This window comes from Anaerobacillus sp. 63XJN7_4_ISO-PGPR-S23-413 (assembly GCF_056173725.1).
Genome location: NZ_CM149688.1, coordinates 2,120,554 through 2,134,764 on the forward strand (window position 1 = coordinate 2,120,554; position 14,211 = coordinate 2,134,764).

The 14,211-nt window shown below is 38.4% G+C and carries 14 protein-coding genes and 1 pseudogene; 12 read left to right on the forward strand and 3 right to left on the reverse strand.

The genetic code is table 11. The features are described from left to right. Window positions 1-46: 46 nt before the first annotated feature. Window positions 47-565 carry a VOC family protein gene (locus tag AC0VYO_RS11365; RefSeq protein WP_475365209.1) on the forward strand — a complete coding sequence of 173 codons (519 nt, stop codon included), beginning with the start codon at window positions 47-49 and terminating at the stop codon, window positions 563-565. A gap of 282 nt (window positions 566-847) precedes the next feature. Then, window positions 848-1,237, forward strand: a complete 390-nt coding sequence (locus tag AC0VYO_RS11370; protein ID WP_475369021.1) for a VOC family protein — start codon at window positions 848-850, stop codon at window positions 1,235-1,237. A 113-nt stretch (window positions 1,238-1,350) separates the two neighbouring features. Here AC0VYO_RS11370 and AC0VYO_RS11375 read toward each other — a convergent pair whose 3' ends face one another. Continuing rightward, complete coding sequence (locus AC0VYO_RS11375) at window positions 1,351-1,857, reverse strand: peroxiredoxin family protein (RefSeq protein ID WP_430246499.1); 507 nt, start codon at window positions 1,855-1,857, stop codon at window positions 1,351-1,353. 376 nt (window positions 1,858-2,233) lie between these two features. Between AC0VYO_RS11375 and AC0VYO_RS11380 the strand changes: the two genes are divergently transcribed. Both AC0VYO_RS11380 and kynA read left to right on the forward strand, forming a co-directional pair. Next, window positions 2,234-2,776, forward strand: a complete 543-nt coding sequence (locus AC0VYO_RS11380; protein ID WP_283154238.1) for a site-specific integrase — start codon at window positions 2,234-2,236, stop codon at window positions 2,774-2,776. Window positions 2,777-2,948: 172 nt separating this feature from the next. Continuing rightward, entirely contained in the window at window positions 2,949-3,791 is an 843-nt protein-coding gene (kynA, locus tag AC0VYO_RS11385) for a tryptophan 2,3-dioxygenase (RefSeq protein WP_430246501.1), read from the forward strand. A 60-nt stretch (window positions 3,792-3,851) separates the two neighbouring features. Here kynA and AC0VYO_RS11390 read toward each other — a convergent pair whose 3' ends face one another. Further along, window positions 3,852-4,901 (reverse strand): iron-containing alcohol dehydrogenase family protein, encoded by a 1,050-nt coding sequence (locus AC0VYO_RS11390; RefSeq protein ID WP_475365212.1) that lies wholly within the window; start codon window positions 4,899-4,901, stop codon window positions 3,852-3,854. A 2-nt stretch (window positions 4,902-4,903) separates the two neighbouring features. Continuing rightward, a complete protein-coding gene (locus tag AC0VYO_RS11395) occupies window positions 4,904-5,551 on the reverse strand; it encodes an MtnX-like HAD-IB family phosphatase (protein ID WP_475369022.1) in 648 nt (215 codons plus the stop codon). 167 nt (window positions 5,552-5,718) lie between these two features. Between AC0VYO_RS11395 and ilvA the strand changes: the two genes are divergently transcribed. From ilvA to AC0VYO_RS11435, 8 genes and pseudogenes are all read left to right on the forward strand, one after another. After that, on the forward strand, window positions 5,719-6,975 hold the full coding sequence (gene ilvA / locus AC0VYO_RS11400; protein WP_430246507.1) for a threonine ammonia-lyase IlvA: 1,257 nt from the start codon (window positions 5,719-5,721) through the stop codon (window positions 6,973-6,975). A 99-nt stretch (window positions 6,976-7,074) separates the two neighbouring features. Beyond that, window positions 7,075-8,037, forward strand: coding sequence for an LLM class flavin-dependent oxidoreductase (locus AC0VYO_RS11405; RefSeq protein WP_475369023.1), 963 nt, complete (start codon window positions 7,075-7,077; stop codon window positions 8,035-8,037). Between the two features lie 149 nt (window positions 8,038-8,186). After that, complete coding sequence (locus AC0VYO_RS11410) at window positions 8,187-10,112, forward strand: ATP-dependent DNA helicase (RefSeq protein ID WP_475369024.1); 1,926 nt, start codon at window positions 8,187-8,189, stop codon at window positions 10,110-10,112. 74 nt (window positions 10,113-10,186) lie between these two features. Further along, window positions 10,187-10,792, forward strand: coding sequence for a phosphotransferase (locus tag AC0VYO_RS11415; RefSeq protein WP_475369025.1), 606 nt, complete (start codon window positions 10,187-10,189; stop codon window positions 10,790-10,792). Between the two features lie 15 nt (window positions 10,793-10,807). Continuing rightward, window positions 10,808-11,134, forward strand: a pseudogene (locus tag AC0VYO_RS11420) (phosphotransferase); the annotation flags it as partial. 27 nt (window positions 11,135-11,161) lie between these two features. Beyond that, window positions 11,162-11,731, forward strand: coding sequence for a histidine phosphatase family protein (locus AC0VYO_RS11425; RefSeq protein ID WP_475369026.1), 570 nt, complete (start codon window positions 11,162-11,164; stop codon window positions 11,729-11,731). 108 nt (window positions 11,732-11,839) lie between these two features. Continuing rightward, window positions 11,840-12,790: an MBL fold metallo-hydrolase gene (locus tag AC0VYO_RS11430; RefSeq protein WP_475369027.1), complete on the forward strand. Its 951-nt coding sequence runs from the start codon at window positions 11,840-11,842 to the stop codon at window positions 12,788-12,790. 96 nt (window positions 12,791-12,886) lie between these two features. Continuing rightward, window positions 12,887-14,200: a TrkH family potassium uptake protein gene (locus AC0VYO_RS11435; protein ID WP_475369028.1), complete on the forward strand. Its 1,314-nt coding sequence runs from the start codon at window positions 12,887-12,889 to the stop codon at window positions 14,198-14,200. Window positions 14,201-14,211 lie beyond the last annotated feature (11 nt).

Below are 14,211 nucleotides of genomic sequence, written 5' to 3' on the forward strand. Positions count from 1 at the left end.
TCTTAGGTTTCTTAAATCTGCTCAATTCAAGGAAGGAGAGAATAAGATGTATAGAGGTATTGACCATATAGGGATGACCGTACCAAATATAGAAGTAGCAACTAATTTTTTCCGGGAAGCTTTTGACGCTAAAGTTTGTTATGATGTGCAGCGACCCGAACATGATCCGATGAAAGGAGAAGAAGTAGAGAAACAATTGGGGTTACCATCTGGAAAAATAATTATTCATATGCGTCTATTGAGAATCGGTGAGGGACCAACTATTGAACTTTTTCAGCTAGGAACAAAAGCAGACAAGGATCCAGCGAAAATATCTGATTTGGGTCTACATCATTTTGCTTTATATGTTGACGATATTAAAGAATCTTCTAAACGTTTCGAAGCTGCAGGTGGCTCTCTTTTGTCGGAACCCCACCCACTGGCTGGAGTGGAAGATGGACCACGTAATAGTGGAGTATATGGGACAACCCCTTGGGGAAGTTTGATAGAATTAATAAAGTATCCTGATGGTATTGATTACCCGAGTGAAAGTGAAGCAAAGAGATGGAGCCCTCCAAAGCACTAGAAATTGATCCTGTTCTTTATTGAACTTTTGAATGGAACAAGTTATGTTTCCTATGTAAACAACACTTCAGATTTAAGTCAGCATTTATGCTGACTTTTTTTATAGTTTAAGCATGGAAAAGGGTTTTGCAAAAAAAAGCGACTCACACCAACAAGAAAGCGAAAAATCTCCTCTGCAATCTGATGTGCAATTGTAATGAACAATTTAGTAGAAGGACTATGTTTTCAATCTACATAATATCAATATTTTAAACTATTATATTATTAAAAGGAGAGGGTAAATTTGATACACCACATCGAGCTGTATGTATCAGATCTGAAAGAAAGCACAGAATTTTGGGGATGGTTATTAAAAGAACTTGGTTATACACCATTTCAAAATTGGAAAAAAGGGAGAAGCTGGAGAGATAAAGAAAGCTATATCGTATTTGTGCAAGTTGAGGAGAAATACAAAGAAGTGGGATATCATCGTAAACGGATTGGTATAAATTATCTCGCATTTCGTGCTCATTCAAAAGAGCAGGTAGAAAATATTCGATTAATGCTCGTACAAAAACAAACTTCTATTTTATATAACGAGCTATATCCTCATGCGGGAGGCATTAATCATTATGCGCTTTATTTTGAAGATCCAGATCGAATAAAGGTAGAAATTGTATCACCTAACATATAATAAATTTCAATTACCGTACTGTATACACAAAATTTAAAAATAATAGTCTTTAAAATTATTGCAAATCACGAGCGACGTCAATACAAAAAACAGGCCAATTTGGCCTGTTTTCTTTATCCCTTATAAGTCTTTCCAATATACTGAACGATCTTACGTAACTCTGTAACAGTAGGACGACCAAATGGACTTGTTTGTCTTTGTTGATAAAGCAATTCGCCCTTATCATCAATAAGGAAGTAGGCTGGCTCACCATGAGCGCCATGATCTTCATATGGATCATCTTCTCTATGATAGTGAACATCATATGCTTCAAGTGCTTTTAAATCCTCATCAGCTAATACTGGAAAAGAAAGATTCTTTTCTTCAGCCATTGCTTTTAAATCATCAAATTTATCAGTTGATATAGTTGTAATATGAACATTTTTCCCTTCAAAGAAACCAGTACTTTCTTCTAGACTTTCAAGATCACTCACACAAACGGGGCACCAGGAACCTCTAAAGAAAATGACGAGGTGCCATCCACCTTTTTCTTTACGGTATGATTCAAAAGAATATTCTTCGCCGTTTACTGCAGGAAGTGAAAAATTAGGGACTGCGTCTTTCAATGCAAATTTAGACAAAACTATTTCCTCCTTTGAATAAAAACAATCTCCTTATAATGTAAGGCAGTTGTTATGATACTCTAATTCAGAAATAAATGATGTAAGATACCTTACTCTATTTTGAGACTGAATAATTGACAAAGATAATTGTCGTTATAGCCTTTTTATTGGGAATAAAAACGAATTGGCTATCATACGTTCAGAACAAACTAATTGCACGTATTCCAACACAATGATACAAAACATATATTGTGTATCATTATGAAAATGAATGAAAGCTTATTTTTAGGGGGTTTTCTCTTTTCGAACAGAACCAAGAAAGGTATAATGATACATATTAATCAAATGTTTATCATTAACGATACATATTAAATAGAGAAAGAAGGATGCCCTCATGAACACGGTTCAGCCGATTCGTGATCCTCAGAAGATCAAATTAGTAAAAAAACATCTACGAAAGCGAAATTCCAGAGACTGGTTTTTATTTAATATGGGAATTAATACTGGTCTGCGGATTAGTGATTTACTTCCATTACGTGTGGGGGACGTTCGAAATCAAACACACATTATTATCAAGGAGAAAAAAACAGGGAAAGCCAAACGATTTCCGATCAACTATTCTCTTAAGGAACTCATTGAGTCGTATACGTTTGATATGGAAGAACGTGATTTTTTATTTCCATCGAATAAAACCGATTTACCGATTCAAAGAGGACAAGCTTACAAAATATTAAATCAGGCTGCAGCGGAAGCAGGGCTTTCCGAAATTGGAACACATACTATGCGTAAGACGTTTGGTTATTTTTACTATAAACAAACAAAGGATGTGGCAATGCTTCAGAAGATCTTTGGACATTCTGCACCATCGATTACATTAAGGTATATTGGAATAGAGCAGGAGCAAATGGATGAATCATTGTTCAACTTTAGTTTATAAGTGAAGCAATGATAGACATGTTATAATTTATAAAAGAGGAGGGAGGAGTTGAAGGTATAAATATGGTTTTGCTTCGAGAAAAAAATTTAATGCTGCAAAAGCATATTAATGAAGAAACTCATTTGAATTTCAGTTTTTGTAACCGATTACAAACAAGAAGGAGGTTATCCCTTTGGATAAAAAAGATCACGTTGATCCTACTGAATCATCTATACATACGGATTTTAAAAACAATATGACTTACGGAGAATACTTAAGTCTCGATCAAATACTCTCTGGGCAAAATAGACTTTCAGACCATCATGACGAAATGCTCTTTATCATCATTCATCAGGTTAGTGAATTGTGGATGAAGTTAATTTTGCATGAACTTAAAGGAGCCATTGAAGCAATTGAAAATAATGAACTTTCGTCTGCCTTTAAAATGCTTGCACGTGTTTCAAAGACCCAAACCCAAATTATTCAGGCTTGGGATGTTCTTTCAACATTAACCCCTTCAGAATATATGGAGTTTCGGGATTCGCTCGGACAAGCATCTGGTTTTCAATCTTATCAATACCGCATGATCGAATTTTCATTAGGATACAAAACATCACACGTGCTTAAAATCTATGAAAAGGATGAAGAACTTCACGCACAACTGAAGAATGCTTATCAAAAACCCGGCATTTATGATGTCGCCATTAAAGCTCTATCCAGGGCAGGTTTACCGATAGATCAGGAAGTTCTTCAGCGCGATGTAACCAAAACTTATGAGAAGAATGATTCTGTGCTGCAGGCATGGCTGACGGTATACCGGAATGTCGATACATACTGGGATCTTTATGAGCTTGCCGAAAAGCTCGTCGATATTGAAGATTGGCTGCAGCAATGGAGATTCCGTCATATGAAAACCGTTGAAAGGATTATTGGCTTTAAGCAGGGTACAGGAGGCTCATCAGGGGTCGGTTATTTAAAGAAAGTACTTGATCACCGTTTCTTCCCAGAGCTCTGGGATATTCGAACTGCTCTGTAGGTGATTATAATATCATTATGTAAACTTATGTGAAAAACGCTCTCATTTGGGAGCGTTTTTTTATATGAGTAGTTCATTTAGTTTTGCATCACTTTCTAGGAAAGAGAGCGCCTTCCTTTGAAAATCTTCATCATGAAGGTACGTATATCGATGGGGCTTAACAGAAGGAGCCTTTAAAATAGCTTCAGCCAGGTCAGATTTCTGCATACGTTCTTTCTTAAGGTAATCAAAGAAACCAGTACGTTCAAATACTTTCCTCATCCGTATCGCTCTGTGGTTCTGCACATTAGCCATAATATAAGTTGCGATTCCGACCTGTATGCCGTGCATGTGCGGATTTGATAATTGTTTATCGAGCGCATGGGAAATTAAATGCTCTGAACCACTAATTGGTGCGCTATTGCCGCTAATAACCGTTGCCACACCGCCCATTGTTAACGAGCTTACAAGTTCTTTAATAAAGATCGGATTTTGAATATCTGACATCGGCGTTCGAATGAAACTGTTAACAGCCTTCTTACTTAGCATCGCTGCAAAGGCATTTACGTGCCCTTTCCCATTCTTTTCTTCAAATTCCCAATCATAAAGAGCCGTTATATTACTCATTAGATCACCAACTCCTGCAAGCAAGAAGTGAGAAGGGGCTTGTTTAATCACTTCGAGGTCAGCAATGATCCCATAAGGTACCTGTGCAGGAACAGTAGTTTTTTTGTGATTCACAATAAGAGAGCAGTTGCTACTAGCAAAACCATCATTTGAGGCAGAAGTCGGCATGCTTATAAACGGTAGTTTTCTAGAGAACGAAATATATTTCCCATAATCTATAACCATACCACCGCCCATAGCAATCACAACATCATAAGAATCAAGGGAAAAAGCATACCCGATCAGATCATGAATGGTTTTCCCAGGTTCCATCTTTTGAAGATCGATGGAGACATATTTCATATTCTCCTGAAAGGACTCGCCATAAGTCTCATATGTAAATTCATCGAATAAAAATAGGGCATGATGAAAGCCGTGCTTTTGGAGAATCATATCAAGCTGATGGCGGATACCAGAACGAATCTCCAAAATGGCAGGGATCGGAATATTCGTTAATGGATGCATGGTCAAATCGTTCCTTTCTCATGCAGGAAATCTTCAATCTGTTGAAACGATTCAACGGCTACGAATGGCACGTTATTTTCTTTTAGTAGTTCTTGCAGTGCGTCTTTAGCAAAAGTAAGATCAGCAACTTTTGCTGGATGAGAATCTGGTTCGCTATCACCAGCAAAATAAACCACTTCATACTTTTCTTTCAGATCTGAGATCACCTTTGATTTATCAATACCATATCTTCTCGAATAATGTTTATGATTCTCATCAATCGACAAATGGACATTTTTATTCTCGTAATAGCCTTTGTTCGAGAAAACAGGGACATTCTGAATGCCATAATGATTCAAAATGTGGTGAATGTAATAATCAGTCCCAGCACTTAAAATGTAGAAATCCCCGCCGTTTTCTTGAATCTTCTTAATAAAGGAAGGAACATGCTCATCAATCGGTAAGGAGAGAATATCTTGAATAATTTGCTCCTCGTGCCGATCAATGGATTGAAATATCTGGCTTAGAAAATCAATATCTTGCATTTCCCCAGCTTTCCACTTCTTATACAACCCTTTACCTTCAGGATAATAAGTTTCTATTACAAGCCAGTAGAAATCTTTTTTTGAAATGGTTCCGTCAAAATCAGATACAAATGCCCACTTTTTCATTGATATTTCCTCCTTCATATAGTCGTTGATCTATTAAAATTGTAGCATGCTTTCATATTCAAAAGAAATCTGATTCTTTTAGAACAATAACGTACAGCCGCACTAAATTGTGTTAAAATGAATTTTAAAAAGTTAAACAATTCAATTTAATCTGAAGGAGTGCGAGAATGAGTAAAACAATCAGTAAAGTCCAGGTGGAAGATATCATTATCGCAAACCAGGTTTTAAAAGAAGTCGTTGTTCATACACCGTTACAGCGGAATGATATTCTTTCTGATCGATATAATTGCAATGTGTATTTGAAAAGAGAAGATTTACAAAGTGTTCGTTCTTTTAAAATTAGAGGCGCTTATAATTTGATTCAAGGTTTAACGATGGAAGAGAAAGCAAATGGAATCGTATGCGCAAGTGCAGGGAACCATGCCCAGGGCGTAGCATTTTCTTGTAAAACCCTTGGCATTCAAGGACATATCTTTATGCCTGCTACGACGCCCCGTCAAAAAATCTCGCAAGTTGAATTGTTTGGTGGATCGTTTGTGGAAGTCATTCTAACAGGCGATACGTTTGATGATTCCTTTCTAACCGCTAAAGAATTTTGTAACAAACACGACAAAGCATTCATTCATCCTTTTGATGACTATCGTACGATTGCAGGACAGGGAACAGTAGGACTTGAAATTATGAATGATATTGATGAAGTCGACTTTGTTATGCTCAGCATTGGAGGAGGAGGTCTTGCCTCAGGCGTAGGGTCTTATATCAAAAGCATTAGCCCACACACGAAAATCATCGGTATAGAGCCTGAAGGTGCCCCAGGAATGAAAAGTTCCATTGAGAAGGACGAGGTCGTACCGCTTGATTATATCGATAAATTTGTAGATGGAGCTGCTGTGAAACAAGTTGGAAAGCTAACACTCGATATTTGCAAACATATCCTTGATGATGTCGTACTTGTGCCAGAAGGGAAAATTTGTACAACCATCTTAGAGCTATACAACCAGAACGCCATTGTGGCTGAGCCAGCCGGCGCTTTGTCCATCGCCGCTCTCGATTTTTATCGTGATCAAATAAAAGGAAAGAATGTGGTGTGCGTTATTAGTGGGGGAAATAACGATATTAATCGCATGCAGGAAATCCAGGAACGTTCTTTAATTTATGAAGGGCTAAAACATTATTTTATTGTACATTTCCCACAACGAGCTGGTGCGTTAAAAGAATTTATGGCTGATGTTTTAGGTCCAACAGATGATATTACCCGCTTTGAATACACGAAAAAGAACAATCGTGATCGAGGACCCGTTCTAGCAGGAATTGAGCTCAAACACAAAGAAGATTATGAACCTTTGATTGAGCGTTTAAATCGAAAAGGATTTTCCTACATTGAAATTAACAAGGACCAAGATCTCTTTAACCTACTCATTTAAAACGCCTATAGCGGGCGTTTTTCTTTTGAAGTCGTTCGAGTATAAATGGGGCACTTTTTTCTATATGATAAGGAGAGATTGTATTAAAAGAGGTGCGGAATGAAATTAAGTATACTTGATCAAACACCAGTCTTTCATGGAGAAACGACAGCTGAGGCACTACAAGCTTCAAAAGAGTTAGCTATTCTCGGAGATCAACTTGGCTATGTTCGTTACTGGGTTACGGAACACCACGACCTAGATCACTTAGCGTGTCCCACCCCTGAGGTACTCTTAAGCTATATCGGAGCACATACTAGACGAATTCGACTTGGAGCTGGAGCAATACTACTTCCTCACTATCAACCATATAAGATAGCAGAAATATTTCATACACTAGCAACCCTTTTTCCAGGTCGCATCGACCTTGGATTAGGCAGAGCACCAGGGGGATCCGCCGAAGCGACTACAGCTCTATCTCCGCAATTTTTAGAAGAAGTTCGGAAGATGCCAGAGAAAGTAGATGAACTACTTCGCTTTATCAAAAATGGCTTTGCAAAGGACCATTTGTATCATAATCTTCAAGCAAAGCCTGTTCCTAACCACGTTCCCGAGCCATGGCTCCTTGGAACAGGAAAGAAAAGTGCGCTGTTAGCAGCAGAAAACAGTATGTCCTATGCGTTTGGCTATTTTATGAGCGATCAAAAGGGGAAAGAGCTTCTCGACACATATCGAACAAACTTTGCGGGAGAATCTCCTTATAGCATTCTAGCGGTGTCCATTATTTGCAGTGAGACACAGGAGCGTGCAGATGAGCTTGCTCACTGGACTCACGTAGTCAATGAATTTCGAGCTAAAGGGAAAACAACACTCCCAAGTGTTGAAGAGGCACTTACCGTATCACCTCCTAATGATCACAACTCTAAGCTTATTAGTGGAACACCTGAAATCGTCCAAGAAAAGCTGCAGAAACTAAAAGAACAGTATCAACCAGATGAATTCTTAATCACAACGATTACGCCACATCGAAGGGAAAGGCTGACTTCTTTTCAACTTCTTGGTGAGCGGCTTATTCAAGGATAGATCTTTTTTCACTAATAGAAGGAAATCTGTTATGATAGAGTTTGGTTTCTTTTGTTTTTTATAGGATTAAATTTTTAACTGTATCCATTTAACAGTGCCAATAGATATGAAAATAAAAGGACGGATCAAGCTAGAAGAGGAGACCGTACATGACTCAACCATTACCTTTTGAAATCACAAAGGAAGATTCCTTTTTCGAGAAACTCGGCGACTATGTTGGCGACGTATTCTACGACATTTTACCGGAGCATGGATATGAGCTTCGAGATGAACAAATCTTTATGGCTTTTCAAATTGAACAGGCCTTTAAAAATAAGAGCGTGGTGTTTGCTGAAGCAGGCGTTGGAACAGGGAAAACGTTTGTATATTTGTTGTATGCCATTTGCTATGCGAGGTATACAAGAAAACCTGCGATTATTTCATGTGCGGATGAAACACTTATTGAGCAGCTAGTGAAAGAAGGCGGAGATATTGAGAAGCTTGAGAAAGCACTTGGTTTAACTGTTGATGTTCGTCTAGCGAAGGCTAGAGAGCAATATGTTTGTGTGAAAAAGCTAGACTATCTTTCTCATCGTACTGACGATGAAGACATCTTAAGTGTGCACGATGAAATACCAGAGTTTGTTTATGAACCAGCTGCATCAATGAAGTCTTTCCATCGCTATGGCGATCGGAAAGAATACCCTTGGGTACCAAATGATAAATGGGAAAAAATTGCGTGGGATCCACTGCAACAATGTTCAACATGTGACTGGCGTCATCGCTGTGGCCAAACGTTAAATCGTGAATATTATCGTCATTCAAGCGATTTGATTATTTGTTCTCATGATTTCTATATGGAACATATCTGGACGAAAGACTCACGTAAACGTGAAGGACAACTTCCTTTACTCCCAGAAGCTAGCACAGTTGTATTTGATGAAGGCCATTTATTGGAATTCTCAGCACAAAAAGGCTTGACGTATCGTTTTCATTCGGAAACTCTATCCAGTATTCTTACAGGCTACATGGACCAGGATGTAAGAGAAGAATCGCTTACATTAGTTGAAGAGATCCTGGAGCTTCACGATAACTGGTTCGCTCATCTTAGTCAGTCCGCGATCGCTGTAGAAGGTTCGATTCGAAAAGATGTCCCACGAACTGAAACGATGATAGAAATTGCAAAAGCGATTGCTGAGAAAGTTGATGCTTTGTTAGAGCAGCTTGTTTTCGATTCAGAGCTTTATGTAATGGAAGACTACCATGTCAAGATTATGGAAGAATACCTCGAGTTCTTCTCATATGGCTTAAGAACGCTACTCCAGGATGGAGAGGGCATTCATTGGCTTGAAGAAACTGAAACCCAGACTTCTCTTGTCATTATGCCAAGACTTGTAGAAGACATTTTGCGAAAAGAAGTATTTTCACAAAAGATCCCATTTGTTTTCTCATCAGCAACGCTTTCGCAAGCTGGAGATTTCTCTTATATAGCAAGCAGCTTAGGCATTCAGAAACATGCTTCCTTCTCTGTAAATTCGCCGTTTGATTATGAAGCACAGATGAAAATGAATGGTTCTGTAGCTGAAAATGAACATCAAAAATGGGAAGAGATGGGCCATTCCCTTCACCTGAATAAAGGTCATTCATTGCTGCTATTCTCTTCGCTAGAAGAAATGAATAGGTTTAGAGAGTGGGCAGACCAACAAAGCTGGACGTTTAACCTAATTTATGAAGGAGACCGTGAAATAAGCGAAACGGTCAAGGCATTTCAACGAGATCATTCTGCTGTTCTTTGCTCGTATCATCTATGGGAGGGACTTGATGTACCGGGTGAATCACTTACTCAGGTTCTAATCTCGTCATTACCATTCCCTCCAAATGACCCTGTTTTCCAGGCGAAACGAAGTCATTCAGAAGATCCAGTAAGCGACGTGGATCTTCCCTACATGTTACTTCGCTTACGACAGGGAATTGGTCGTTTAATTCGAAGTAGTGCAGATCATGGTGTCGTCTGTATTTGGATGACAGAAGATCAAGTGATAAAGTATGAACAACAAGTCCAAGATGTTTTACCTTTACCAATCAACTGGAAATAATAAAAAGCTCTTTCTCAAACGAGAAAGAGCTTTTTTATATTGAAGTTGTTATGATAGATAAAGGGAGGTGTGGCATGAAAACAAATTGGGAAAGACATCATTCGATCATTCATTTACCTGATGAAGCGATAACATCAATCGTAAAAAGCTATCAGCCACATCTAAAGGTAAATACCACGACCCAGCTTTCTGGAGGTTTAAGTCATACGAATTATAAAATCGATATTGCTCATCATAGCTCTGTTGTTATCAGAGTGGCTAGAAACCAGGAAAGCTTGAAACGGGAATATGAAGTTCACAGATCCTTGCCAAAAGATGTGCGAGCACCAGCTTTTCTTCATATCACAAAGTGGAATGGATATCATATTGGTATTCTTGAATGGAAAGAAGGCTCCTTGCTGCGAGACCATCTATCTACTTCGTCTCAACAACATATGAAAGCAATGGGGCAATCCATTGGAGAACAGCTTGCCTCAATGAGAGAACTGCGTTTTAATACATATGGTTTTCTTGATTCAACGCTTGAAGTAAGAGATGAATTTCAATTAACACCAACCTCATTCATCTCAACCATTGAATCCTTTTTTAATCATCATGCTTCCAAATGGTTATCTCTTACTCTAACTGATAGAGTGATGTCATTTGTAAGGAACAATGCCTATTTGCTTGAGCAAGATTAAAGCGAATCCTGCCTTGTTCACGGGGATTATAATGGACTTAATGTACTAATGGACGGAACAGAAGTAAGCGCCGTTCTAGATTGGGAATTTGCCTTATCAGGTAGCATTTATTTTGATTTAGGTAACATGATTCGATACGAATTTGATCACATGACATCATTTAAAGAAGGAATTCAGCAAGGATTATTAAACAGAGGAATCACCCTGCCAAAACAATGGCAAAAGCTTGCCAAACTGGCAGACCTCGTTGCGCTTTGTAGCTTGCTTGATCGACCAGTATGTGGGGAAAACAGGGTAAGGGATATCACTCACCTTATTACTAAAACGATAGAATCTTATTAAGTAGGAACAAGCGAGAGGGGAATATACATGAGGATTGGATTTATACGCCACGGGAGTACAGCATGGAATAAAGAGAAAAGAGCTCAAGGTAGCTCAGACATTCATCTTGACGATCAAGGTCGCAGTGACGCAGCGAAGCTTGGAGACTGGTTAAAGAACGACAAGTGGGATGTGGTCTTCTCAAGTGATCTTTCACGAGCTAAAGAAACAGCAGAGATCATCGCCAAAAAGCTCAACCTGAAAGTGATAACCGATCATCGCTTACGAGAGGCCGGCGGTGGGCAGATTGAAGGAACTACAGAGCAAGAACGTATTAAGAAATGGGGAGAAAACTGGCGCGAATTAGATCTCGGTATTGAAAAAGCTCATCTTGTTGTTGAACGCGCACATGCGGCAGTAAATGATTTTCATGATAAATACTCCGGTTTAAATGTGCTAGTAGTTAGCCACGGTTCTTTTCTTAGACATTTCTTTAAAAGCACCCTACCTGAACTAAATCATGAAAATCATATTGTAAATACTTCTTTAACGATTCTTAAAAGAGATGGAGACAAATGGTTAAATGAAAAGTTCCATTCCACACGCCATCTTAATTAATAAACGAATCAATCCATATCCTGACTCTTTATTTAGAGAGGATTTTTGATAATGATCGAGAAGACCTTCAATATAGAACGTTACCATTCATTATTGGAGGGAAAAGCCATGAACGCAAAACCCGAAATGATAAGGGAAGATTTATCTCTTATTGATCTCTATGACCTCTCCCTTGAACTAAGGACGGGTTCTTATGTCCTGCATGAGGAAGAACTTACAATCATTGAAACTAGCGCGAGTCCTTCGATTCCTTACTTAATTAGCGGGTTAGAAAAACTCCAAATCAATTTAGAAGAGGTTCGCAACATCATTGTCACTCATATCCATCTCGATCACGCTGGAGGGACAGGGCTATTTCTTGAAAAATGTCCCAATGCTCGTGTTTTTGTTCATCCAAAAGGGATTCGCCATTTAGAAAACCCATCTCGCTTAATTGAAGGAGCAAAAGCTGTTTATAGGAATAAATTCCAGGAGTTATTCGAACCAATAATTCCGATTCAAGAAGACCGGCTAATCGCCATGAATGACATGGACACGATGCGAATTGGGCCGAATCGAATGTTAACTTTCATGGATACTCCAGGACATGCCAAACACCATTTCTCGATCTATGACTCAAAAACGAACGGGGTGTTTGTAGGTGATACGATGGGAGTTTATTATCCGCAGCTCGATGTTGAACTTTATCTTCCATCAACATCACCAAATCAATTCGATCCAGACGCAATGCTAGCATCTGCTGAAAAAATCGTGTCCTATGAGCCAGACGCCATTTATTTCGGTCATTATGGAAAAACATCTAACCGAGATGAGGTAATGGCTCAATTAAAAGGCTGGTTATCCGATTTTCTGAGAATAACAAATGACCTCATGCAAAAGAAAGAGGCGCCAATTACTGAGCATCTTTCAAAAGCGCTATTAGCACATGTGGCAAGTAAGCTTTCAATAAAAGGAGTACCTTCCGATCATCCTGTATATGATTACATAAAAGTAGACTTACAAGTATGTGCTCTTGGCCTAATCGATTATTTGAAACGAAAATCAGTTCGAACCACTTAGATTCTGCTTAAGTGGTTTTCTTGTGAATAATACGCAAAGGCTTTTTTTCATGTTATATTGAATGAATCATTTAGATCAACAGTACGGAGAGATGCTATGCTAAAAAATAAATCAACGATTCAATCCTTCCGCTATATTTTCTTAATGTATGTCGGTACTATTATTTTATTTGCGACCTTTTATATGCTGCCGTTTTCCCACTATGGCTCATTACAGGTCGTTGACTCTCTCTTTATATCAACTAGTGCGCTCAGCGTTACAGGATTATCTTCCGTTGACATCTCGTCTGACTTTACACGAGTTGGACAGGTCTTATTGATTATTGAAATGCAACTAGGAGGCATTGGAATCCTCGTACTCGTCAGCTACCTATTTTTAATGATGGGTAAGAAACTAACAATGTCAAGTATGGTCCTTCTATCGAAAGACCAAAACCAGTCGCAGTTAAGAACCATTCGTTCATTAAGTATTTCCGTTTTAATGATCGCGTTAACGGTAGAAGCCATTGGTTTTAGTCTCATGTTCGATGGGATAAGTGAGCAATATAGCTCAGTTAAAGAAGCTGTTTTTGTTACTGTATTTCACAGTGTAGCGAGCTTTACGAATGCTGGGTTTGATTTATTTGGAAATAGTTTGATTTCTTATCAACACAATTGGCTCTTGCTGTTGACTTCAGCAACGATGATCTTTCTAGGAAGCCTCGGTTTTCCTACTATTGTAGAATACATACTCGGCTTTCGAAAAAAGAAAAGCTTGTTTACAAAAGTGAACATCCGTCTTCATAGTTCGCTGTTTCTTGTGGGGGTTGTCATATATTTCACTTTAGAACAAAATGGCGTTTTTGGCCATTTGCCAATATGGGATAAGTTCGTAAACGTGATTTTTCTATCAGCTACATCACGGAATGGCGGCTTAACAACGGTAGACATTTCAACACTTAATATCACAACTGTTCTCATACTAATGACATTAATGTTTATTGGTGGGGCATCTTCAAGTACCGGCGGGGGTCTTCGCTTAACAACCTTTGCGGTTCTTGTAGCAAAAATGGTGTCAGTAGCAAAATCTGAAGAATATACCACGCTATTTAAGAAGACCATTTCGCAGGACTCGATTAATAAATCTTTTTTGATCTTTTTAAGCTTTATCTTTTTATTTGGATTTTCAACCATAATTCTGTCCATATTTGAGTCTCAAGAAATCATTTTAGTTGCATTTGAGGTTATATCTGCTTTAACAAACACTGGTTTATCGATGGGGATTACGAGTGAACTTGCAGGAGTTTCAAAGTTGCTATTATGTATGCTAATGATTATTGGGCGCATTGGTGTATTTAGCTTCATATACGCTGTATTTAAAATAGAAAAATCAAAAACGCGCTATATTAAAGAAGATTTGGCCGTAGGTTAAGGAGTGAGAAG

Coding starts and splice junctions, on each gene's coding strand:
- AC0VYO_RS11365 (WP_475365209.1), top strand. CDS start 47: ATGTATAGAGGTATTGACCATATAGGGATGACCGTACCAAATATAGAA.
- AC0VYO_RS11380 (WP_283154238.1), top strand. CDS start 2,234: ATGAACACGGTTCAGCCGATTCGTGATCCTCAGAAGATCAAATTAGTA.
- AC0VYO_RS11390 (WP_475365212.1), bottom strand. CDS start 4,901: ATGCATCCATTAACGAATATTCCGATCCCTGCCATTTTGGAGATTCGT.
- AC0VYO_RS11395 (WP_475369022.1), bottom strand. CDS start 5,551: ATGAAAAAGTGGGCATTTGTATCTGATTTTGACGGAACCATTTCAAAA.
- ilvA (WP_430246507.1), top strand. CDS start 5,719: ATGAGTAAAACAATCAGTAAAGTCCAGGTGGAAGATATCATTATCGCA.
- AC0VYO_RS11405 (WP_475369023.1), top strand. CDS start 7,075: ATGAAATTAAGTATACTTGATCAAACACCAGTCTTTCATGGAGAAACG.
- AC0VYO_RS11410 (WP_475369024.1), top strand. CDS start 8,187: ATGACTCAACCATTACCTTTTGAAATCACAAAGGAAGATTCCTTTTTC.
- AC0VYO_RS11415 (WP_475369025.1), top strand. CDS start 10,187: ATGAAAACAAATTGGGAAAGACATCATTCGATCATTCATTTACCTGAT.
- AC0VYO_RS11425 (WP_475369026.1), top strand. CDS start 11,162: ATGAGGATTGGATTTATACGCCACGGGAGTACAGCATGGAATAAAGAG.
- AC0VYO_RS11430 (WP_475369027.1), top strand. CDS start 11,840: ATGAACGCAAAACCCGAAATGATAAGGGAAGATTTATCTCTTATTGAT.
- AC0VYO_RS11435 (WP_475369028.1), top strand. CDS start 12,887: ATGCTAAAAAATAAATCAACGATTCAATCCTTCCGCTATATTTTCTTA.